Source organism: Blastopirellula sp. SH421 (assembly GCF_057808535.1).
Genome location: NZ_CM173712.1, coordinates 418,880 through 441,199, shown reverse-complemented (window position 1 = coordinate 441,199; position 22,320 = coordinate 418,880). Strand labels below are relative to the sequence as shown.

Annotated in this window: 18 protein-coding genes; 4 read left to right on the top strand and 14 right to left on the bottom strand. The window is 56.0% G+C overall.

Features of this window, described 5'->3' with window-relative positions:
- Positions 1-9 precede the first annotated feature (9 nt).
- The 5 genes from SH421x_RS01775 to SH421x_RS01755 form a co-directional block, all read right to left on the bottom strand.
- Complete coding sequence (locus SH421x_RS01775; RefSeq protein ID WP_488853592.1) at positions 10-975, bottom strand: nitrilase family protein; 966 nt, start codon at positions 973-975, stop codon at positions 10-12.
- Positions 976-981: 6 nt separating this feature from the next.
- Positions 982-2,856, bottom strand: coding sequence for a TrkH family potassium uptake protein (locus SH421x_RS01770; RefSeq protein ID WP_488853591.1), 1,875 nt, complete (start codon positions 2,854-2,856; stop codon positions 982-984).
- A 33-nt stretch (positions 2,857-2,889) separates the two neighbouring features.
- Complete coding sequence (gene trkA / locus SH421x_RS01765) at positions 2,890-4,236, bottom strand: Trk system potassium transporter TrkA (protein ID WP_488853590.1); 1,347 nt, start codon at positions 4,234-4,236, stop codon at positions 2,890-2,892.
- 3 nt (positions 4,237-4,239) lie between these two features.
- Positions 4,240-4,635 (bottom strand): (2Fe-2S) ferredoxin domain-containing protein, encoded by a 396-nt coding sequence (locus SH421x_RS01760; RefSeq protein WP_488853589.1) that lies wholly within the window; start codon positions 4,633-4,635, stop codon positions 4,240-4,242.
- A 156-nt stretch (positions 4,636-4,791) separates the two neighbouring features.
- Positions 4,792-5,691, bottom strand: a complete 900-nt coding sequence (locus SH421x_RS01755; RefSeq protein ID WP_488853588.1) for an alpha/beta hydrolase — start codon at positions 5,689-5,691, stop codon at positions 4,792-4,794.
- 177 nt (positions 5,692-5,868) lie between these two features.
- On the opposite strand from SH421x_RS01755, the gene SH421x_RS01750 reads away from it, so the two are divergent.
- Entirely contained in the window at positions 5,869-6,285 is a 417-nt protein-coding gene (locus SH421x_RS01750) for a hypothetical protein (protein WP_488853587.1), read from the top strand.
- Here the strand turns inward: SH421x_RS01750 and SH421x_RS01745 are convergent.
- The 6 genes from SH421x_RS01745 to SH421x_RS01720 all read right to left on the bottom strand — a co-directional run bounded on the left by SH421x_RS01745 (position 6,268) and on the right by SH421x_RS01720 (position 15,219).
- Complete coding sequence (locus SH421x_RS01745) at positions 6,268-7,587, bottom strand: glycosyltransferase family 4 protein (RefSeq protein WP_488853586.1); 1,320 nt, start codon at positions 7,585-7,587, stop codon at positions 6,268-6,270. The two genes, SH421x_RS01750 and SH421x_RS01745, sit on opposite strands and share 18 nt — an antisense overlap.
- Before the next feature lie 191 nt (positions 7,588-7,778).
- The gene (locus tag SH421x_RS01740) at positions 7,779-9,113 is read right to left on the bottom strand and encodes an ABC transporter permease (protein WP_488853585.1); all 1,335 of its coding nucleotides are present in this window, start codon (positions 9,111-9,113) and stop codon (positions 7,779-7,781) included.
- Between the two features lie 16 nt (positions 9,114-9,129).
- Positions 9,130-9,849 carry an ABC transporter ATP-binding protein gene (locus SH421x_RS01735; protein WP_488853584.1) on the bottom strand — a complete coding sequence of 240 codons (720 nt, stop codon included), beginning with the start codon at positions 9,847-9,849 and terminating at the stop codon, positions 9,130-9,132.
- Positions 9,846-11,537, bottom strand: coding sequence for an efflux RND transporter periplasmic adaptor subunit (locus SH421x_RS01730; RefSeq protein WP_488853583.1), 1,692 nt, complete (start codon positions 11,535-11,537; stop codon positions 9,846-9,848). Before SH421x_RS01730 ends, SH421x_RS01735 begins: the two co-directional genes overlap by 4 nt.
- A 342-nt stretch (positions 11,538-11,879) precedes the next feature.
- Positions 11,880-14,672 carry a TolC family protein gene (locus SH421x_RS01725; RefSeq protein WP_488853582.1) on the bottom strand — a complete coding sequence of 931 codons (2,793 nt, stop codon included), beginning with the start codon at positions 14,670-14,672 and terminating at the stop codon, positions 11,880-11,882.
- Between the two features lie 16 nt (positions 14,673-14,688).
- Positions 14,689-15,219, bottom strand: coding sequence for a MarR family winged helix-turn-helix transcriptional regulator (locus SH421x_RS01720; protein WP_488853581.1), 531 nt, complete (start codon positions 15,217-15,219; stop codon positions 14,689-14,691).
- 464 nt (positions 15,220-15,683) lie between these two features.
- Between SH421x_RS01720 and SH421x_RS01715 the strand changes: the two genes are divergently transcribed.
- Both SH421x_RS01715 and SH421x_RS01710 read left to right on the top strand, forming a co-directional pair.
- Positions 15,684-17,135: a hypothetical protein gene (locus SH421x_RS01715; protein ID WP_488853580.1), complete on the top strand. Its 1,452-nt coding sequence runs from the start codon at positions 15,684-15,686 to the stop codon at positions 17,133-17,135.
- Positions 17,136-17,398: 263 nt separating this feature from the next.
- The gene (locus SH421x_RS01710; protein ID WP_488853579.1) at positions 17,399-18,478 is read left to right on the top strand and encodes a TIGR03009 domain-containing protein; all 1,080 of its coding nucleotides are present in this window, start codon (positions 17,399-17,401) and stop codon (positions 18,476-18,478) included.
- A 91-nt stretch (positions 18,479-18,569) separates the two neighbouring features.
- On the opposite strand, the gene SH421x_RS01705 is transcribed toward SH421x_RS01710, so the two are convergent.
- Positions 18,570-18,875, bottom strand: coding sequence for a hypothetical protein (locus tag SH421x_RS01705; RefSeq protein ID WP_488853578.1), 306 nt, complete (start codon positions 18,873-18,875; stop codon positions 18,570-18,572).
- Positions 18,876-19,063: 188 nt separating this feature from the next.
- Positions 19,064-20,056, bottom strand: coding sequence for a DUF1559 domain-containing protein (locus SH421x_RS01700; RefSeq protein WP_488853577.1), 993 nt, complete (start codon positions 20,054-20,056; stop codon positions 19,064-19,066).
- Between the two features lie 942 nt (positions 20,057-20,998).
- Between SH421x_RS01700 and SH421x_RS01695 the strand changes: the two genes are divergently transcribed.
- Complete coding sequence (locus SH421x_RS01695) at positions 20,999-21,763, top strand: cupredoxin domain-containing protein (protein WP_488853576.1); 765 nt, start codon at positions 20,999-21,001, stop codon at positions 21,761-21,763.
- 6 nt (positions 21,764-21,769) lie between these two features.
- On the opposite strand, the gene SH421x_RS01690 is transcribed toward SH421x_RS01695, so the two are convergent.
- Complete coding sequence (locus SH421x_RS01690; protein WP_488853575.1) at positions 21,770-22,282, bottom strand: hypothetical protein; 513 nt, start codon at positions 22,280-22,282, stop codon at positions 21,770-21,772.
- Between the last annotated feature and the right edge of the window lie 38 nt (positions 22,283-22,320).

The window sequence follows — 22,320 nt, the reverse complement described above, 5'->3', positions numbered from 1 at the left end:
CGGTTTTGGCTACTCGCGCGTTGAGCGCGTCGAGAATCTTGCGGCTCGCGGATCAAGCTCTTTGCCTGATGCGGCAGTCAGCGGCTGATACAATGCTGGCCTTCTGCCCCGAATCCAGCGTCGTCCCGTACAGTTCTCTAGGAGGTCAAGATCGACGTCGGCCATCACCATCGCGTCGATGGGGTCAAATTGCTCAGCCAAGATTCGTCCATAACAATCCAGGATCATTGCGTTGCCGGTGCGGACTTCGTCATCGTCCAGACCAACGCCGTTGCTAAACAAGATGAACATGCCGTTATCATGGGCGCGTGACGGTAGCCAACGCAACAACCATTCACGACCTTTGGGACCGTTGGTCTCGGCTTGGAGGGCCGCTGGATTTTGCTGACGGTCATGCCAAAGCTGCGGATCAATCTTTCCCATCGCATGCGGACTACGCGAGGCCGTGCCGCCGGTTTGATGTGGCGCCAACAAGATGTCGGCGCCTTGCAGCGCCGTGATTCTGGCGTTCTCGGTCAGGTTGTTATCCCAACAAATCAAGATCCCCAGCTTGACGCCAAGTTGCGTCTCAAACACGGTGAACTGATCTCCGCTGCTCATGTGCGGACTGATAAAACAGTGCAACTTGCGATGGCGCTGCACCGCTCCATCCGGCTGAGCAACGACATACGTGTTGTAAAGCTGGCGATCGTCGGCCTGCTCTATCAGACCGCCGCCGACGATCAACTGATAGCGACTCGCCAGCGCTACCAGCGTTTGCGTGGATGGTCCCGCCGGAACAGGTTCGGCAAGCGCTGCAATCGCATCTCGATCGAGATGGCGGACGTGCCAATACCCTGTAATGCACATCTCTGGAAAGACGATCAATTGCACGCCGGCTTCGGCCGCGCGGCGACACCAATGCTCAAGCTGGGCCAGATTCGCCGCTTTGTCACCGGCGAGATGCTGAAACTGAACCGCAGCGCAGCGAATCATCGTGACCTACCGAGAGCGCCAGAAGCTAGGAATGAACAGAACCACCACCGCAAAGATCTCCAGACGACCCAACATCATCAGCCAGACGAACAGCAGCTTTGTCCACCAGGTGAAGTTCGAGTAATTCTGCGTTGCGCCGATCACACCTAAGCCGGGACCAATGTTGTTTAGCGTCGCGGCCACGCTGGTCGCGCTGTCGATCAGCTTATGTTCGATATGAACCTGCGACGTTCCCCAGGTCGAGTCAGGCTCCAACGTGATGATCGCCATCCAGCTAAAGACAAACAGCACCAAGATCAGCCCGAAATAGACCAAAATGTTTTGTTGCAGATCATTGTCGTCGACTGGCTTGCCGCCGAGTCGTAGCGGCCGGATGACGCTTGGATGATACGCTTTTTCAATTTGCAGATACAAAATCTTGTGAAACAAAATGTGACGAATCACTTTCAATCCGCCGCCGGTGCTGCCGGCGCAACCGCCAACAAACATCAGCAAAAAGAGAACGCCGCGGCCAAAGCTGTTCCAACCGTCAAAGTCATGCGTGGCGAACCCAGTCGTCGTCATGATCGAAACGACCTGAAACGAACCGCAACGCAGGGCATCGGACGCTTCGCCCCAAACCGATTGGTCAGGCTGACTTTTAAAATCGCCGTAGCTCATCCCAAAGGCGATCACCAACACCGTAGCGATCGCCAGAACCGCCATATAGGTGCGCCACTCCACATCCCTCCACAAAGCGATTACCTTCCGTCGCACGACCAGAAAGTAAAGCAGCATAAAGTTCATGCCGGCCAATATCATGAACACCAACACGACGTATTCGATCCAAAATCCGGTGGTCGGATCGGCCTTGTAGAAATGTCCCAAGCTGTCATTGAACGTACTAAATCCGCCGGTCGCCATCGTCCCAAACGCATGACATAACGCGTCGAAAAAAGTCATCCCCAGCAACCACAAGATGGCGGTCAGCACGGCATTTAGCGCAAGATAAATCGCCGTAAAATACCAGGCCGTCTGCTGCATGCGCGAGTGGGCGCCTTCTTTGGATGGGCCTGGCATTTCGTTGTGCATTAGCGCCTTGCCGGCCGACCCTTGCCCCAGCACCACCACAAACAACACAATGATTCCCAGCCCGCCTAGTAAGTGCGTGCTGCTGCGCCAAAACAAGATGCAATGCGGCACGAGCACAGGATCTTCCAAGTTGGCGATCACCGTTGCGCCGGTCGTGCTAAATCCAGATTGCGATTCAAACAAGGCGTCGGCCACGTTCATCTTGATCGGGCGGATTCGGTAGTGATCAAACCGATCGCGCGGCGCCGGCTCTGCTTCGGGCGCGATCAACGCGTCGGTCCACGCAGGCAGCGCCTTCAGTTGGTCAAACGCGGTGATTAACTCTTCCCCCTCGTCGGCCAAGATTAATTCTTCTCGCGAGACTCCCACTGCATGCGCATCGATCAAGATCGTCGCTAGTCGATATTGCAGCGGGGTAATGCGAGCGACATTTTCGTTGAAAACCTGCGGCGGATGCGCTGGATCATCAAACAAGCGAACTGACAAACCGCGTGCAGCGCCGCTCAAGACAAACGGCAAACCTCCCAAGGCGGTCGCAAGGATCCAACTAAGACCGACGATAGCCATCGCTTCTTTACGAAAAAGCTCTCCCTTGGCGGTTCGACCATAGTACGAGAGACTCGCCCACGAAACGAAGCATGCGCCAATCGAGACGACCAACGCTTGAAAACCGGCCGTTTCAAAACCGGTCGCCGCTTCGGACGTACGATGTCCTAGCGCAGGAAAAGCCCACGGCAGGCTAAATACCATCGTGATGCCGATCAGCAACGCGACGATCGACAAAAATTTACAAACCAGGCGAAAGTTCATCGGCGCTTATCGTCTTGCGGCGCTCTGTGGAGGCTAGCGACCATGGGTGTGAAACAATTCGAGCATCGTATCGACCGCGCCGTCTTCCACCAGCGCGATAACCGTGTCGCCTGGGCTCAACCGATCGTCGGCGGTCGGCACGCGGACATAATCCGAGGACATCACCGCGGCGATCAAACATTGCGGCGGCAACTTCAGATTCGCCAATACATGCTCAGTCGCTTTGGCTCCGGCCAGCACTTCAATTTCGACAATTGCAATGCTACCGCCGGGGATCTGCTTGCGAGTCACGATCGGCCCGCTGTTTAAGAATCCCAGCACCTGCCGCGCCATCACGTTACGCGGACTGACGGCCAAATTGATTCCAAGCTTGTTGACAACGTTGGCGTAGTCGGGACGCTGGACGATCGCCATCAACTGGGGAGCGCCAAGCTCGCCCGCTTCGACGCAGGCCATGATGTTGTTTTCGTCATCGCCGGTGCAGGCGACAAAAACGTCGCACGCATTGATTCGCTCTTCTTCCAGCACCACGCGTCGCGTCGCATCGGCCAAAATCACCGTCGTATGCTCCAGCAACCGCGAGAGATACTCGCAGCGTTCTTTGTTCGTCTCCATCAGCGAAACGTTGAAGCGATGCCCTTCCAGCATGCGAGCCAAGTGCAAGCCGGTTTCGCCGCCGCCGGCAATCACGACTGAACGCCGCACGTCTGGCTTCGCCTGAAACTTCCCTTTCGCTTCGTCGATGTTATCTCGACTGCCGATCACCGTGATACGGTCTCCAGCGGCGATTGCATCGTTGGCCCCCGCGATCCACATCTTGCCGTCACGCTGGATCGTGCCGATCCGCGAACCGCGCGGCAGTTCTAATGTCTTCAGCGGTTGCCCCATGGCGCGCGTCGCTTCGCCGCACACGATCTCCTGGACTTCCAATTCGCCGCGCGCGAAGTTTTCCATTACCGCACTGCCAGGCGTACGAATGCCGCGGATGAACTCAATCGCCGATAGATGCTCGAGACTGAGCAGGCGATCAATTTTGAAATGTTCCTGATAGTCAAATGTGCTCAAGTCACGAAAGACCCGACCGTACACCCGCGCGACGGTGCGGCGTGCTCCCATCGCTTTGGCCATACTCGCCGCGACGATGTTCACCTCGTCGTCGCCGGTGACCGAAAGACAAAGATCGCAACCCAAGATGTCCGCCTGAAATAAGATGGCCGACTCCGAAGCCGAACCACACAAGGCGCGCACGTCCAACTCATTATTTAAACGGCGGACCTTGTCTGGATCACGATCGACCACCGTCACGCTGTGGCGATTGCGGCACATCAAGTCGGCGATCCATGATCCGATCGTTCCGGCGCCCAATACTACGATTCTCATCGATTACTCACTTGTTCCTGCGGCGCCGTCGCAACCTTGGCAGTTAGAACGCTGGAAAGAAACTTTTCCTTTCGTATTCAGCGCGGCTGCCGGTATTTGCAAATCCTCAAGCACGCGACCTTTCACGATCGTCTCGGCGACGATCCGCGGCACATCCTGAAGCGTCACCGCTCCGTACCAGATCGCTTGCGGGTAAATCACCAACACCGGCCCACATTCGCATTGATCCAGGCAACCCGCACTGTTGGCGCGGACTTCCCCCTTCAAGCCGTGACGCTTCAGCTCTTTTTTCAAAGCGTCTTTGAGGTCGCCATGACCTTGGGGATCACACGAGCCGCGGGGATGGTCCGCATCGCGACGATTTTCGCAAATGAAAATGTGGTGCGTAAATGCTGGCACGCAGAATCTCGCGCTAAAGGTAAATCGTCAAGCCGTAATCGTTCAATCGTAAGCGGTTTGCGGATCGATTCTAGCCGGCAACCACCCAGCCGCGGCAAATAGTAGCCTCGCGGAGGCTCAATCGGCGACATCTCCCAGCTTCGATGGGGGGCATGACTACAGAAACCCGTTCTCCCGCAAAAACTGCGTCATTTGCTTGGTTGTTTCCCGATAGGCGGTTTTGTCCCCTCGCCCGTAATTAAAGTAGCCGTGCCCCGCTTTTTCATAGCCGCTCAATTTGCACATACAGCCCAGGCTGTGCATTTTTTCAGAGTATTTTTCGACGGTCACATACGGAACGGTTTCGTCCGCTTTCCCATGAAAAATAATCGTCGGCGGCATCTTCGCGTGAAGATGGTGATACGGGGAAAGATTTTCCGGCTCGGTCCCCATTCGCTTGGAAAGGCCCGTGAGGCGCTTTTGCACGCTCGGCGGCAACGATTTCTCCGGCGCCAAAATCACCGCCGGGTTAAACAGCACCAGCGCATTGGGGCGACTGCTTACGTGTGTTGCTTCGCTTGGCTCGTCAAAGTTGCTGATCGCCGCCGTACAGGCCGCCAAATGACCGCCAGCCGATCCGCCGCCGGCGACGATCCGCTCGGGATCCACTCCCAGACGTAGGCAGTTTGCACGGACCCAACGAATGGCGCTCTTTGCGTCGGCGACACAAGCGTCGGCAGTCACCTGATGACGCGATGCGACTCGATAGTCGGCCGCCATAGCGACCATCCCTTGCTTCGCCAAATGCTCGCACTGTGGGAAAAACTGAGTTGGCGAGCCGCTGTTCCAGCCCCCTCCAAAAAAGAAGACAATCGCCGGGCGTTTGGCATCGGCAGCATGCCCGGTCGGCTCAAAGATGTGCATCGTCAGTTCGACCTTGTCGACCGTCTTGTAAATCTCGGTCCGCGGCTTCGCCTCGCCGCTGATTGCTTCAGCGGCATGCGCCGCCGTCCCCAGCATGAGCAATAAACCACCTACCAGCGCCGGCAACCAATAGCTTGCATTCCAACTTCGCATAACGTTTCCTGAGCTGAACCAAGGATGGGGAATGGGGACCGACGTTATTCTAGCTGAGGCCAGCCAACCATTTCCACTTTTGACCACAGCAGTTGCTCACCGAACTGCCGCAACGCTTGATTTTCGCGTAAAATAGTCGGTTTCGCCTCGCTCTGTTGCTCGCAGGTAATCATTCACGTGTTTCATTGGGGAATGTGGATCGTCTTTGGCATCCCAGCGGTCGCCGCGGGATTGCTTCTGCTGCGCGGGGTCTATCTCGCTAGTTTTCCGCCGGATCGTCGCCTAATCGCCGCCGCGATTGAGTTCGCCAAACGCACGACGGGGCGCCCGGTCAAAGACATGCATAGCGGCGAAATCCGCGGGTTTGATGGCCGACGCACTTTTGTGCGCGTCCATTTTAACGACAACGCTCAGTTTGGCTCGCCGTCAGGAGCGCCACGTAAATACTATGCGGTCGATCTCGAAAGCGGCGAAGTGACTAACTCTTCGGTGCAAGAGTCGCGACCGTTTCGCTGGGGACCGCCGGAAGAAAATTCGGCGGCTGTTTCTGCAGAACAGAATCTCGCCAACTCTGAACTACCGACGCAAGAGTAGCCGATACTCGTTGATCGTCGCCTGCGCCGCCGCGTCTGCATGAAAGCGCTGATGGACTGCCAAACAGCCTTCCATACCTAGTTGACGTCCTGCTTCGCGATTCGCCAACACTTCGGTCAGCTTAGCGGCCAGCGCCGCTGCATCGTTGGGCGGAACGAGATGCCCCCCGCCGGTCGCGAGCAATAGTTCAGGAAAGGCGCCATGCGATGGCTGCACGACCGGAACTCCGGCGGCAAGAGCTTCGAGCACAAACAGACCTTTGGGTTCGTGATAGATCGTCGGGGTCGACAGGACGTCGATCGAATGCAAAAACTCCACTTTGCCATGCCGATCGACTTCTCCTACATACCGATAGGCGTCCCCCAGCCCGGCAGCCTCCAGCTTGGTGAATTGCTGGTCGGCATACTTTTTGTGCTGTGCCCCCAAGTAGCCGGCGATCTTGAGCTGGGCGTTCTCCATGCCGGGCGCTTGACGCAATTGCACAAACGCGTCGACCAACAAGTGCAACCCTTTTTCTGGCGCCAGCCGAGCCAAGTATCCGAGGGTGGGCGGACGATCCAAAATCAGCGGACGATTTTGCGCAAGCTCAAGCGGAAAGTCCGCCACGTCGATCCCCAGCGGCACAATCCGAAACTTCTCGGGCGGAACCTGGAAATACTTCCCCATATAGTCCGCATAATAGCGACTAAAGACGACGAACGCGTCAACCTGCGCGGCCAGCTTGCGGATCTCGGTCAGCGACTGCGACTTAAACGGCTCCGGCAGATCATCCAGAAAGATGTCATCGCCTTGCAGGGTGACAACAAGCGGCGCATCGACTTTGCGACGAATCGCGCCAATGCACCCGCCGATCAGGATGTTGGACAAGTTGATCACTTGCGGCTTGACCGAATCGGCCAGCCAATCGGCTAATCGCTCCGCTTCTTTGCGTTGATTACCATGCTCGCCGCGCAACATCGACAGCGTGAGCGCTCCTAGATTTTTGGCGCTGGTCTCAATTCCACGGGAAGTCGCCCAGTTAATAATCGCCGGGCGATCCAGCCAGCGAGTCACAAAACTGGGCAAAAAGCGATAGCCGGGAATCGCCTGTTCGAGATAGACATTGATACCGCCGTAAAAGAGATTCGGATCGCTGAAATTCTCTTCGTCGGTGCGGATCGGCGTATAAGTCGGAATCAAATGCACGTCATGACCAGCTCGATGCATCGCCCTGGCGATCGTATTGTCGCGCATGCAACTGCCGCAAAACATTCCGGCGCTGCCGGCGGTTATCGAGGCGATCGTCAGCGGAGCTTCAGGCATAATGGGGGTCGTCGAAATAACGCGATCCAAGGTGGGTAGAAATGACGAATGCCTAAAGCCTAATGTCTAATGAAGAACCAAGCGATTACTTTCTGTATTAGACATTAGGCTTTAGACATTCGTCATTCGAAGTCAATTCGCTCTATTGTAGACGCACCGGGAGCAACGAACAGTTGCGCCACCGGCTGACTCTACTGACGCAGCGCTTCGATCGGATCGAGATTGGCGGCGCGGTGAGCCGGGTAAATGCCGAAGACAATGCCGACAATGACCGAAATCACAAACGCGATCGGAATCGAGATCAGCACGATCTGCGGACGAACGTCACGGATGGAATCGGGCAATCTCGCAATCATCTCGGGGTCATAGTTTTGCACGCCCCAGCGGATCAGATCGACCGCCGGCACGCAAAACAGTCCTCCCAAAATCCCGGTTAAGCCCCCGACCACCGACAAGACGATGGTCTCGACCAGAAACTGGCGAACAATATCGCGCCGCTTGGCGCCGATGGCGCGTCGAATGCCGATCTCACGGGTACGCTCGGTCACGGTAGCAAGCATGATATTCATAATCCCGATACCGCCGACCAACAGCGAGATCGCCGCAATCAGCCCCATAAAGACCATAAACATCAACCGCGTTTGACGCGACTGTTCGAGCAACTCCAATGGAACGACGACCGAAATGTCCTTCGCCCGTTCATGATGGGCCAGGCTGCTGCGGATCACGTCGGCAGTCGCTAAGACGGCCGGAACGTCCAACAGGCCGCTCTCTTTTTTGATCCGTAGCGTGATCTGATTTAGCTCGATAATCTCTCCCTCAAAGCTACCGCTGCGGCGGGTCATCACCTGATCGCCGATGCGCTGCCAAAGGGTCGAGATCGGTATATAGACATCCTTGCTAAATTCTTGCCCCGACATGCTGCCGCCGATCGCCGCCGTCGCCGCACGTGATTTGAGTACGCCGACAACCGTGTAGTAGTCCGCATCGATGTGGATCTTCTTCCCCAGCGGATTGGCGAAACCAAACAGTCGTTCCGCAACTTCCGCCGCCAAGACGCAGACGTTGTCGAGTCCGCTGACCTCGGCATCCGAGATAAAATGTCCTGACTGAATCTTCAGACGAGTCACATCCGCGTATTCCGGCGTACAACCGACCAACCGCCCAAACATACTTGTCGGGCCATAGCTGAACTCACGGCGAATTTCGCGAATCGGAATCGCAATGTCCACCGTCGGAATCGTCTCTTCCAACAGTTGCAGGTCATCACGCGTCAGACCATAAGGGGTGATCCCCCGCGCACTGGTGTTTGCTTCGGCCGGCGGTTTCACGCTGCGAATCAAGACATTCTCGGCGCCGAGCCCTTCGATCTGCTCTTGCGCTTTGAGACTGATTCCTTCACCAATCGCGACCAGCCAAATCACGCTGGCGACCCCGATAAAGATTCCCAAGATCGTCAACAGCGACCGCATTGGATGCAGCAGCAAACTTTTGACGCCAAGTTTCCAGACTCGCAGGCTGAGCATATTGTCCCGCTCCGCGTTAAGAGGCTGAAGGCGCCATCGCCGAACGACGATTTTCGATCAAACGATCTTCGGCAAGTTCGCCGTCCGAGAGCCGCATCACGCGGCGCGCATGTTCAGAAACGTCATCTTCGTGCGTCACCAAGATGATCGTGCGTCCTTCGTTATTCAAACGCTCAAACAACGCCAGAATCTCTTCGGTCGTGCGCGAGTCCAAGTTGCCGGTCGGTTCGTCAGCCAAGATATATTCTGGATTGTTGATCAGGCTACGCGCGACGGCGACGCGTTGCTGCTGACCGCCAGAAAGTTGCATCGGACGATGATCGAGACGCCCTTGCAGCCCGACCATCAAAGCCAGCTCTTTGCAGCGACGACGATCCGCCTGCGAAACCTTGCCGCGATAGTACAGCGGCACTTCGATATTCTCCAGCACCGTCAACTGCTGGATCAGATTGTAAGCCTGAAAGATGATCCCAACGCGGGACGCTCGCAAAAAGGAAAGCTCATCATCGCTCAACTTGCTGGTGTCGCTCCCTCCCAGCTGAATACTGCCGTGCGAAGGACGATCAAGACAGCCCAGCAGATTAAGGAGCGTACTTTTACCGGACCCAGACGTTCCCATGATCGCGACGTAGTCCCCTTCCGGGACATCAAACGAAACGCCGCGCAGCGCGTGAACCGTCTCCCCCTTCAGATGATAGATCTTCCGAAGGTCGTCGACCTGAACGGCAAATTTCACTGGCCGCCTCCAGCGGCGCGTTGGCGTTCTCGCGGAACCGATTGCTCTTCGGCGACGGTCGCGGTTGTCGTCGCCGCATCGGCGACTTGAGCGTCGGTCGGCTTCTGGGCTTGTTCGCTGGTCGAAGCTTGCGTCGTTTCTACGTCGGCGCTAGTCTCTACAGCCGCCGCAGCCGTGGTTGCGATCGCGGCGGTCGACTTTTCACGCCGATTGACTTCATCAAACCGTGCCGCAATTTTTTCGGCAGGGGTCGCGACCGCCGGCAGTTCGATACTATCCAAAAATCCACGCGGGTTCATTGCGACCTGATCGCCTGGCTGCAATCCCTTGGTCACGACGACAAACCGGCTATTGTTCGAGCCAATTTCAACACGTCGAGCTTTCACCATCCCCGAGGCGTCTCGCAAAAAGCAAAAGTGCGAACCGTCATGCTCGTATACCGACTGTACCGGCGCTTGCAGCTCGTCGGCTGACGATTCGACATGAATCGAAACCTGTGAGGTCATCCCCGGCTTAATCTGCATCGTCGGGTTCAATACTTTGACGGTGACCGCGTACTTCTTGACCGAAGAGCTCATCCAGTGACCCGGCGTCGGATATTCGTTGACGTGGATGACTTCGCCCATCAGTTCCATATTGTCGTAGGCGTCCAGCTTGATTGAAGCCGGCATCCCTTTGTCGATCAGTGCGATGCGTGATTCGTTGACGTCGCAGACAATCTGCATCGCTTCGTAGTCGGGCAGACGAATCAACGTCTGGCGTTCACGAACCTTGGAGCCTGGCTCCAACACAAAGTCGCTCGAATCACGCCCACTCGAAACATTGGCGTAGACCACCTGACCGTTTTGCGGAGCTCGGATTTCACAAGCGGCGATCTGCTCATCAAAGAATTGGAGCATCTTGTTTTCTAAGACCAGCTTTTCTTTGGCCGCTTCTAGATCGGCTTCGGCAACTTTGATAGCGCTGTCCAGCTCTTTGATCTTTTTTTCTTTGGAGTATTCCTGCAGCACCTTCTTTTTGGTCTGCGACTTTTTGAGCTCGATATTCGCCTTTTTCAGCGCGAATTGATCTCCCTGCAATTGCAGCGAAGTCACATATCCCTTGGCGGCCAAGCGACCGCTATACAGCAGGTATTCTTCAGCGCGGCGGACGTTTTCTTCGGCCAGCGTGATTTCGCTTTCGATCTCGTTCAGTTCTTCGACAAACGTTCCGAGCACGTATTCGTTCATGCCGATTTCTGCGGCGGCCAATTCGTTCTCGGCCTTAGCCAGCGATGCGATCGACTGCGTCACATCCAACCGTTGCAGCGTGTGCTCTTCTTCCAAAGCAGAAGAATCAAGCCGAACCAGCAGGTCTCCCTTTTTGACGGCGGCGCCCTCTTCAATCGCCCACAAGATCTCGAAAGCGTTCATCGTGCGATAGCTACGCACTTCAGACTTCACTTCGACATTGACCGCGCTTTCGACCTCGCCACGTTCGACGACATCATGCAGATAAGCGCTGCGTTCAATCGTATGAAACAACTCGTTCGAAGCGACGACGCCTTTGTCAGAAGGTCGATTCCAATAGAACGCCGCGCCGACAACGACGCTAACGATAGCCAGTGAAACAACCACCAAACGCGTCGTCAATCCTCGACGGCTGTTGGCCGAGACCACTAGCGAATGAACAGTGTTTGATGCTGTCATCGTGTGCTCGTAGGGAGGGTCGCACGCGTGCTTGCATGCGAGTGGGTGGGATGGAGGCAGGGCGTGATGCCCTCGCATTGTAGCCGAGATGTGATAGTAAGTCACCCGCAAAAATCGGCCATCAATCCCTCCGATGCGCAGTACGCTGATTCGCGACAACCGTGCCGCAAACTACTTTAACCCCTTGATAGGCCAAGGGTTTCGTTAGAAATCATTTTTCTTCAGTGAGCTATCCTACCAAACACGCCGGCTCGGTCCCTTCTAAAGAAGTACCACAAAGATCCTGCGAAAAATGGCATTATTGGCCCAATAATCACGCGATATCGCCGCAAACCAAGTCGACTACCGCGCTTCGGGCGGAGGGATCACGTCCTCTAAGATGCCATCTTCGGCAGCGGGCAGCGGCGGTCGCAACTCTGGCGGCAACACTTCCAACCCACCGTCATGCGCACGATTTTCTTGCGGATTAATCGGCATCACCGCATCGGCAGGATTGGGGGTTTCGATCAATTCGCCTCCGCTTCCATTTCCGCTAAGTCGTTGCGAGCGTTGATTCCAAGACTTTGCATCCAGCGGACCGGGATCAATCCAGATGCCGCGATCATCCAGTTGCATCGTCCCCATATCGAGATCCAAACTGCGCCGCAAAACTTCGTAGTTGACCGCTACCCCCAAAAAGTCATTCTGGGCGCTCAGCAAGCTATCAAGCGCGTTGATCAAGTCGCGCGCGGTCGACGAGTCAAACCGTTGTTGATCTTGATTCGGCTTCGATGGTTCTTGCAGACGCAATTGCGTACGCTCCACCTGCGAAATCGCCACTTGCACCGCAGCACGACGCAGCTCAAAGTTGATTTTATTGACGTCAATCGTACGAATCGTGTCGCGCAACCCGCGTGAGACAAGATCCCGAAACTCATAGTACTGCCGGCGCGTCCGCTCATAGGCGATCTGCGCTTCGCGATAGTTGTTCCGCTCCTGCAGTCGCGTGACCGGCGCGTCCCATTGCAGACCAACTCGCAGTCGTCCATTGTCTGAGTTAAATTTGACCGGGTTATTCCCCAGATTGCCGATATCGCCTGAGAAGACGACATCGAGATCGGCTTCTAGATCATTGGCGAAAAAGCCGATCTGGCGCCACGAATCGACCAGCGCCGCTTGCGCATTCATCCAGTCGCGGCGATTTTGCCGAGCAATGTCCAGCGCGTCTTCTGAGCTGATCTCGACGTTGGTCAATGTGATGGATTCGGTCCGAGCGCGTGCCTGCACCAGCGACAAGCCCAGTACATCGCTGATCAATGACGAAATCTCGCTGGGCGCCTGCCCAAAGACTTCCTCTTGCGCCCGCTTAAACAAGGCCTCTGGCGTCAGATTGGGCGCATCTGCCTGCAGCTTTCGGATGTCTTCAATCAGATTGTCAAGCGTTTCCTCATGCAACTCAAAGTCGGCTCCCAAGTCGTTCTGAATTGCGTCCAACTGATCCGGCAAGCGGGTCAGCCGCCCCGTGCTCAGCACGCCGTTGGTAACTGTCTCTTGTGTGGTCGGCTGGCCATTTTGCGATCCATACTCGGCCAATTGCCGTTGAATATCGGTCAGTTCGTTCACTCGCTGCGGCAGCATCTCACGCAGCGCATCAACATCGTTGGCGACCAGCGGCGCAAACTCGGTCGTGACTTGGCCGCGCAGCTCTTGAATCATCTCCAGCTTCGTTACGATCCCGGCGAAGGTTGCTTGATTTTGTTCGTTCCAAATCAGCTCTGGCGTCAATTGTTGGTTGGGATCAAGCTCAAGTCCTCTCGGATCAGGCAACATCCCGATCACCGATTCGCCCAGCTCGACCTGCAAATCAGTCAACTGGTTTTGCACCCGCGTAAACGCAGGCTCAATCAAATTGAACTGATTGAAAAACGGATCCACCTCTAAAGTAACCGGCAGATCAGGCGGCAAGCCGAGATTGATCTTGTATAGGTCCAAGCGATTGGCGAACGAAGCCCGATTTGACAACAGCGAGCTTTGCTCTCGAAACAGCGCCTGACGCGTTAGCTCGACCTGAAACGAGTCAATCCGTCCTGATTCAAAGTACGATTCCAACTGCGTCAAACTACTGCGCAGTCCGGCGATGTTTGACTCTTGGTTGCGAATGTTCTGCTCCGTTTGCAGCAGTCCCATATAGCCGCCGGCCGAGAACGCACCGCTCGAGCCGATGCTAGGCAAGCCGACTCCCCCAGGGCCGGGTCCCGGTCCCGCCGAACGTCCAGCGACAATTTCTAGATAAAAACCGCGCTGATAGCGTTCCATCTGGCGAACGTTGGCCAACAGATCGCGTTCGGACTGCGTTAATTGCTCTAAAACCACTCGGCGTCCGCCGCCGCGCAACAGCGGTTGAACCAACGAAAAGTCAAACAGCGAATTGGTCGTGTTGGTATTGGGTCCCGAAAATTCCCAGACCAACTGATTCGCAAAACCAACGACTAGCTCACCCCCGGTGGCGAACAACTTTTCCATCTGGATGTTACGCGTGTTGGCTTGCAACTGACTATGCGAACCTCCTCCGCTCCGCTGCGGTCCGTCGGCCGTAAAAATCGTTTCGTAGCCGCCAAAGAACTGCGCATCAAATCGAAACCGCTGGAAACTGACATCCAGCGCCGAGAGATACAGATCTTCGACTTCGGTCTGATAGTCGCGTGAGTTAAGCCGTGCCAATTCGACGACCCGATCATCATTCAGCGACAACGATCCATCGCTGCTCATCGGCAGATAAGCCAACCAAGCCGGATTCTCGACCGAAGCAATCACCCCATTTTTGGTCCACTTTTGATAGTTCTTTTTCCCATCGACATAGTACATCAGCTCGTTCGCTGTTGGATCGTCCAGCGGTTGCGGCGGAAAATCTTCCGAATAAGCGTCGTACATCCGCGACTCGGGATTGGGATACACCGAGTAGCCCGGCAGTTCCCACCGTGGATCGCTCGCTTTTTGATCAATCAGGTAATAGGCGTCGGCATCGGCTTGTTCATGATAAAAACCGCGTGTTCGAAAACAGCCGGCGACCAAAATGAACGACGCCAATAATGCAGCAGCCAGCGCCACAGCGCCGCCGCGCGATCCAGGTCGTATCAGGTCGTATTGTCGTTTCATGAACTCGTTTCCGATCTTAAGCCGCGCGCTCGGCTGCTGAGGAAGATGGCGTGACAGGAGCAGACTGGAAGGAGCCGGAAGAGGCGGCGGGAGCAATCGTCGCGCGATTTAACAACGCAGCATAGTGAACCGCTTCGGCCGCCAACGGAGAGCATTGGTGAACTTCGTCCAGTTCGGTCCAGCGCGCAGCGATCGCTTCACCGGCGGTATGCACGATCTGCATGCCGGCCTCCGTCAATCTCCACTGCTGGCGGCGACGGTCGTGCGGATCGCGCTGCGAGTCGATCCATTCGCGCTGCCGCAACCGTTCGACAATCGCGCTGATTTGTGCCGGCGAAACCGCCAAGCGATCGGCTAGTTCACGCTGCGAAGGCGGATTCGCCTGCGCTTCGTAAGCGGCCAACACCAAAAATTCGTTCTCACTTAACTGAGCCTGAGAAAGTGCATCGGCCAAAGCGCGTCGCACCAATTGGTCGAGCCGGCCTGTTGATTCGGCCAAACGAGCGAAGATTCGCCAGCGACTCGCGGTCGATTGATCGGCCTGCATGCCGTTTCCTTTGCGCTTTCGGTGATCATCAGGCAAGCAGCCCAACGAAGTCGGATCGTATGAATCATTTCGGATAAAACGATTCCCCGAGGGGATGATTCGTCTCGCCAAGCGTTCACACTTGAATCATTCAGGCAGATTCGCCGCCGTCCGTAGAAAGCCGATCGCCGGCCCAGCGCACATCCGCAAATAGCCGCCGGAGGGGGGTCCTGCCCTGAATCTTGGACGAAATCTGCGTCGTTCAGCGACGGAAGTGCTAAGCTAGAAATAGGTTAGGGATTTAACCCGGACCAGACAAACTTGACTGCCCATTTTTCCCAGTCTATTATCGTCGCATCCTATGCGCCCTCGATTTCGGCAGAATTTCCGCTTGAGAGCCGACATAGGAATTACACTAGAAGGACCCGTTATCTTTGACGGCGTCACTTCCGGCTACTTATCCGTTCCGAGCCAATAGATCTGACATGACAATTTTCTACATCGTGATCGCGGTGCTGGTGCTGGTCTTTGGGATCTTGTCGTATCTCAATTTCCAGACTTGGCATATCGTCACTGTGCTAGCAACGTTCTGCTGTTTCTTTGCAGCGTTCGCGTTTCTCGTGCTCAGTTCCTTGGTCTTAAAAACCCAAGCCGCGTGGCGCACCGACTTTGAAAACAAAGCCGAGATCCATGCGCGTCTTGCCGCTGAAGTCGAAGTGCTGCAAACCGGCGCCGCGATTAACCAATTGACCGGCAAGTTGGTCTCGACCGACGATCCGCTCGGTTCGATATTGACTGCTAATGCCGAACTCAAACGAGTCATGCATGCGCGTGGGCGCGTCTGGCGCGGATGTCGGGCAGGTCAATTGGCGCAAAACCGAGTCGAAGTTGTCATGCCCACGTTGCAGCCTGATCCGACCAATCCGATGGCTCCGGCGCCAACGCAAGATCGTTCGCTGGCCATCGATACCGTGCTGTATGCGTTTGGCGAAGTCCCCGGCCCCAACGGGATTGTGCTCCCCGGCGTTTACCTGGGCGAGTTCATCGTGACGATGACCAACTTCCCCAACGTCACGCTCGAGCCGGCGCTGCCGCTCAGCCCGCAGCAGGCCCAATTGATCAACGTGGGCGGCCGCTGGTCGTTGTATGACCAGATGCCGACCGACAATCGCGAGATCTTCGCCGAATTAACGCAGCCTGAGGTTGATCAAATCATCACTCAGACCTTCGAGATTGTGAACGCCGACCCCGCAGTTGCCGACGCGCTGAAGCAACAGTTCGCCCGCAGCGGCAAAACGGCCGATCCTAACGATCCGCCGGCGACCGTTTGGAAACGAGTCACCTTTCTAAAAGATCACTCGGTCGAAGTCGACTCGGACTCCGATGTCGCCGGACCGCGTGAAAACTTTGAGTCGGCTACAGGTTTGGCCGTTGCTCCCGATTTGAAACAGGGAGCTCCGACCGAATTCAAACAAGGGGACACGACCTTGCTCGATACGACCACCGCCGCCGAGTTGGCCGCCGATGGCACCGTGAAAATCGAAGAAGACATTTATCTTCGTCCGCTGCACGACTTCAGCAGCGAGTTCCGCTTCGCATACTCAATGCTCAACAGCATTCGTGATCAGACCGCCGCCTATCAGGCCGAAATCGCCCTGACAGACGCCCAGATCACCCGCACGCAAGATGTGTCACAGCGTCGCGAGATGCTCGGCACTTCGCTCGACAATGACCTGAATCATGTCACGAAAGAACTAGAAGAGATCTCCGCTTTCAACGATCGCCTACAAACGCATCTCAAGACCGTCTTGGCCGAAGTGAGCCGCACCTATCGCTCTGTCCAAACGTTGCGAGAAAAGTTCGTTGAGACGCAAGAGCAGCAAAAAGCCGAGATCGACCAGCGTCTGACCGTCGGCGAGCAGCAAACGGCCCTCTAACGGCGATCCGCCTAGCTAGCGTTTTTCCACTCTCCTGTGGCCTTGCTAGCGGATTGTGGGGCTTCGCTCCGCTGCACCCAACCTACGAAATCTACAGGCATTTCATCCCAGCTGCTCGCGCGTGATACCCTGCTCCTCCAGCTCCCTCGCGGGAGGGCGAAATCTGCTCTAGGTCGTCGCTCGGCTGCCTGTTAAACTTGCCGGCTGCGGTAGGCCTCTCCCCCGATGCGCCCTGCCGCGTCACAGCGACAGGGATGTTCGCCGTGACCGCTAGAAATCACCTGCACGTTGGTACGCCTCGAATGAAGAACGGAATCTTCGCCGCCGCGACCTTGGTCTTGGTCACCTTTTCGGTTGCCGCTCAGGCCCAAGCTCCCGTCATCCCTGCTGGACAAGCTCAGCCTGGCCAAGCTCCTCAGCGGCGCCCTGCTCCGCCGCAGATGCCGCAGCCGCAATGGGTCGCCGAATTGACGCCGCAGCACCTGCAGTACTTGGACCAGATCCTTTCGTTCTGGGAATTTCGCAGCGGCAAAGTGCAGCAGTACGAATGCCAGTTCAATCGCTGGGAGTACGACTCGGTCTTCGGCCCCGCTCAAGATCACAAGACATTCGCCACCGGCGCGCTAAAATACGAGAACCCCGACAAGGGAAGCTTCCAACTAACCAAGCTCGACGAATTTCGAGCCGCTCCGCAGCCAGGCGCACCCCCAACCTACGAACCGGTCCCCGGCGACTTTCTGGAACATTGGGTTTGCGACGGCAAATCGATCTTTGAGTACAACGCGCCAAAAAAACAACTGATCGAGCGTCAGTTGCCTCCTGAGCAGCAAGGCCAAGCGATCAAACATGGTCCGCTGCCGTTTATGTTTGGCGCCAACAAAGCCGAGATCAACGCGCGGTATTGGCTGCGCGTCACCACGCCGCCTGGCAACGAAACCGAATACTGGCTCGAAGCCTGGCCCAAGTATCTGGAAGACTCCCAAAACTTTCATCACGTCGAAATCGTGATCGATCAGGCCGAGTTTTTACCGGTCGCGATCCAGGTCTTCGACCGCAACTGGAACCCCTACGCCCAGCCGCCGGTGCAAACTCGCACCGCCTACGAATTCCAGAACCGCAAAACCTTCGCCCAAGGCGACATCGCGCTGAACGTGCAGCAATTGAACCTTTTCCGTCGCGCGTTCTACGAACCTACCCTGCCCTCAGGCTGGCAGAAGGTGGTCGAAAAACCAGAAGTCGCCGCCGCACCCGGCCAACAACAGTTCGGCCAACGCCAAGGGGTTCAAAACGTCCCACTCGGCTTGGCCCCTCGCAACAAACAGTCCAACACGATCCCGCGTTAAGCGAGAAATAAGCGATCTGCGAATCGAACAAACGCCGCTTAATCCCAGCGGCGTTTTTTTATTGCGCTGGGTAGTCACCGCCCAACGAACACTACTTATTTGCGTTCTCTTCCCCCGACGTAACGCCCTGGACGCCTGGCAGAACCACCTTGTTGTAAAACGCCTTCCAGGCTTTTGCATCACGTAGCGTCGGCTCTTCTCGGCGTAGTCGCATCAGCAGCGGTGGATCAAATTTCTCGGGGCCTTCCTCGAGCGTATTCCACACTTCCAGCGTCAGCGGAACTTGCGACAAATCCGGTTGCTCTGTCGAAGAGACAGGTGCCCCCTCTCCACCACAGCCTGACCAGGCAAACAAAGCAACCATCGCGAGCGCGATTCGCAGCGAATTAGTCATCATATTAACTCTCCCTTCCCAATCTCCAGAGCGCCCAGGCTGCGATGGAAACCACCGCCTGGGCGATCATGTCGTCGATAGAAGCGGGTTTCCATCAGTCCAGGCAGGACGCCCCACGACTTGATGCAAATCCCGGTTGAATGCCGATAGTAAATGACAAAGCAAAGTGACTCGCCGAGAACCGCTTTCGGCTATTGCAGCGTCACCACTTCGCCGCCATCACGAGTCGAGAGATCCTGATAGAGGTCAAAATCGATCGTCTCACTCAGGAAATGCACCGAACCATCGGTCATCAGAAATTGACCGCCCCCGACATGCTCGCTCCGAAAAGCGCCATAGCTGGGAGAGCTTCCGTCTTGCTTGTTGGCATTCAGTTTTGAGAAGGTGCTGCCGTTGGTGTAGATGTAACCGTAAGACCAAGTGGCTCCCAACGTCATCGAGGGAGTTCCATTCGGAGCGAAGTCGGTTTCTCCCAGAGCAAAAGTATTGCTGGTTCCATCCGTGATATCCCGCATTCGTGAGTACGACTGATTCAGGCTATCATTCTGGGTTCCCTGTTTGACAAGCCGGACCGGCGGTATTGCTCCATCAAAGCGCGACTCAGTATAGGGAGGGAAATAGCTATAATAGGTAAAGTACATCGAATCGACGGTCCCCGAGCTGAAGATATAGCTGCAAGGCGCTCGATTCTCTGCACCGTACAACGGCCCCGAAGGCAACTGCATTGTCGGACACAGTAGCGTTGGCACAATGATCTGCTGGAGCGAGGCATTCGAGAAGCCATCTCCATCATCGTCGTCGGCGTTATTGCGGGTCTTGGTCGGATCCCATCTCTGAGCCACCGCATCTTGCTCCATGAAAGGGAACAGCGAGATAAAACCGGTGGGATAAGTCGGCGTCGGATCACGACCTTCGTCGGCGGCCAGACGAATCTCGATCTCTTCATAGTTTTTGACTGCCGCCGGAAAGTGCTTGTAAGTGTCATGGAACATATGCAAGGACAGTCCAACCTGGCGAATGTTGTTCGTACAGCTCGAACGCCGAGCCGCCTCGCGAGCTTGCTGCACCGCCGGCAGCAACAACGCGATCAAAACGGCGATAATCCCAATGACCACCAGCAACTCGACCAGCGTAAAGCCGGAGTGCTGAAATCGGCGTGACGAAAACTGGCTTGAGCGATACATGCGTTAACTCCTTGTTGGTTCTTCGCGAAACAGAAAAACGGCAGCAACATCGAAACGGATGAAGTCAGCGGACACCCACAGCTCACGACGTAAGAGCAATCCATTGCTCGAAACCTCGCCGCTGGGGATGTCATGTTTCACCGATGGACCACCATTAGCTTTCGCGACCAAACTCTCCACGGAGAATCGCAACGCCCTTGAATAAACTCACCCGCGGAAAAAGCGGACAAGCCTGACTCCCCCTGCCTAGGGCACGCCTAGCCCAGAAGAAGCTTGCTGCTTGAGCATGCTCTCCGCAGAAAAGTCGCGTAAAACGTAAGGTGGTTCGAGTACGAACAGAATGTTCGCGGTTAGCTGGCTGCTCGATCCACAAGGCGGGCTGGCTATGATACTGAGTCTCAGTTGCATTGATTGTACCGCTAGAAATCTACCGCACAACCCTCTCTCGCTGTTTTTTAAGGGGTGAAATCGCCTGCCTGCTCTATTCGCCCGAGCTTGCCAGCCCCCATTTTCCGTCGGCTGGCAAAGCTGAACCATTGACAAAGATTTAGCATTTTGTTATTCTTGACTAACACTTTTAACGCGACATGCAGTCCGTTCGCCTCTTTTGGCAGGCGATATGTCGTAAAGATCGGCAACTTCGAGAGAAGTTGGCGGGTTAGTTTGCTGCGCGTGACGAGTCCTTAGCCATTAATCGCTGCAACGAGAAAAACGACACCTTCCCGTCCACGGTCCTGCCGCTCAGAAAAAAAATACGTGGAGTCCAGTCCGGTCCGGTGGATCACCTATTCACGCTTTATTAGACATTAGGATTTCGACATTAGTCATTCCCTTGCAACCACATTTCCCTCGCTCGCGCGTTCGGGCTACAAAGAAAACTCGCAACGCAAAAAAAACGCCGCAGTCCGGTCCGATTTCCGCTTTCTGGAGCAATCAATCCTCATGCGTACAAAACTACTCGCACTATTGCTTGTCGCGCTGGCGATCCAATCAGCTCAGGCTCAGACTTCCCAGTGGGGAACGCTGACCGGCAAATTCGTGGTGGAAGGCAAAGCGCCTCCACAGGCAGTGCTGCTTCGTCCTGCCGTTTGCGGCGGTGCGATTCGGGACGAAACGTTGATCGTAGGGGCCAACGGGGAGTTGAAAAACGTCGCCGTGTGGATCGCACCCAATCGCGACGAGACGGCGCCCGACCCGCATCCCGACTATCTTGAACTGGCCGAGAAGCCGATCAACCTGGACAACCTGGCCTGTGTCTATACGCCGCATGTACAAGTAATTTGGACCCAGCGCCCGGTTCATTTGCGCAACCGCGATCCAATCGCGCACAACGTCAAAATCGACGGTTTTCATAAGTCATTCAACAGGCTGGTCTCGGCCGGCGAGACCCAAATCCAAAGGTTTGAACAGCAAGAGCCAATCCCGGCTCCTGTGTCGTGTTCGATCCATCCCTGGATGCGATCTTGGCTGTTGATCCGTGACTCTCCCTATGCCGCGGCAACCGCCCAAGATGGCACGTTCACCATCGAAAAGCTGCCAGCGGGGACTTGGACCTTCGCCTTCTGGCACGAATCGAAAGGCTACCTGCCGGGATTGAAAATTAACGGAGAAACGACCGACCGCCGCGGCCATTGCCAGATCAAGATCGAACCGGGCCAAGTGACCGATTTGGGTGAAATTGTGATCCCGGTGAATGACCTGAAGTAGCGTGCCCTACGCTTCGGCTGGCGTTGGGTGTGGCCCATCGGGATCGTCGGACGAATTGGCTGGCTCGGATTGGCCGCAGTTGCAATTCCCGGACTCGGCCTCTGATTCGCTATACGGCGCCAGATTGAACGCGCGCTCGATATCGTCGCCGCTGCCGTGGTCGTCGATGCCGTTGGCGCCGCGGCTGCGAAGGACCCATTTGGATTCACTCTGCTTTTCCAAGATCAGCGGTTTGCCCCAACCGTCAACGCCTTTGTGCAGCAGGTCGACCTGCTCCGCTTCAAACTTGGCGCCAAAGGTCTCCAAGTTGGCGACGATCTCTTCGATCGTCTCGCCGGGGACACGATCCTCGCCGTCACGATAGCTATAGACGTTCCGCTCTACCTCCATCAGTGCTCGAGAGGTCGAAAAATGGGCATCGAGATCAGGCGGAACTTCACTCCTGGTTCCAGACGTGCCGTACAGCAGGATGGCTACAGCAACGACCAAAACCAGACCAAGTCGCAAAACGATCGCCATGAGTCATGTTTCCGATTGAAGACTTGGAATTCGCCGCC

Coding starts and splice junctions, on each gene's coding strand:
- SH421x_RS01775 (WP_488853592.1), bottom strand. CDS start 975: ATGATTCGCTGCGCTGCGGTTCAGTTTCAGCATCTCGCCGGTGACAAA.
- SH421x_RS01770 (WP_488853591.1), bottom strand. CDS start 2,856: ATGAACTTTCGCCTGGTTTGTAAATTTTTGTCGATCGTCGCGTTGCTG.
- trkA (WP_488853590.1), bottom strand. CDS start 4,236: ATGAGAATCGTAGTATTGGGCGCCGGAACGATCGGATCATGGATCGCC.
- SH421x_RS01755 (WP_488853588.1), bottom strand. CDS start 5,691: ATGCGAAGTTGGAATGCAAGCTATTGGTTGCCGGCGCTGGTAGGTGGT.
- SH421x_RS01745 (WP_488853586.1), bottom strand. CDS start 7,587: ATGCCTGAAGCTCCGCTGACGATCGCCTCGATAACCGCCGGCAGCGCC.
- SH421x_RS01740 (WP_488853585.1), bottom strand. CDS start 9,113: ATGCTCAGCCTGCGAGTCTGGAAACTTGGCGTCAAAAGTTTGCTGCTG.
- SH421x_RS01730 (WP_488853583.1), bottom strand. CDS start 11,537: ATGACAGCATCAAACACTGTTCATTCGCTAGTGGTCTCGGCCAACAGC.
- SH421x_RS01725 (WP_488853582.1), bottom strand. CDS start 14,672: ATGAAACGACAATACGACCTGATACGACCTGGATCGCGCGGCGGCGCT.
- SH421x_RS01720 (WP_488853581.1), bottom strand. CDS start 15,219: ATGCAGGCCGATCAATCGACCGCGAGTCGCTGGCGAATCTTCGCTCGT.
- SH421x_RS01715 (WP_488853580.1), top strand. CDS start 15,684: ATGACAATTTTCTACATCGTGATCGCGGTGCTGGTGCTGGTCTTTGGG.
- SH421x_RS01705 (WP_488853578.1), bottom strand. CDS start 18,875: ATGATGACTAATTCGCTGCGAATCGCGCTCGCGATGGTTGCTTTGTTT.
- SH421x_RS01700 (WP_488853577.1), bottom strand. CDS start 20,056: ATGTATCGCTCAAGCCAGTTTTCGTCACGCCGATTTCAGCACTCCGGC.
- SH421x_RS01695 (WP_488853576.1), top strand. CDS start 20,999: ATGCGTACAAAACTACTCGCACTATTGCTTGTCGCGCTGGCGATCCAA.
- SH421x_RS01690 (WP_488853575.1), bottom strand. CDS start 22,282: ATGGCGATCGTTTTGCGACTTGGTCTGGTTTTGGTCGTTGCTGTAGCC.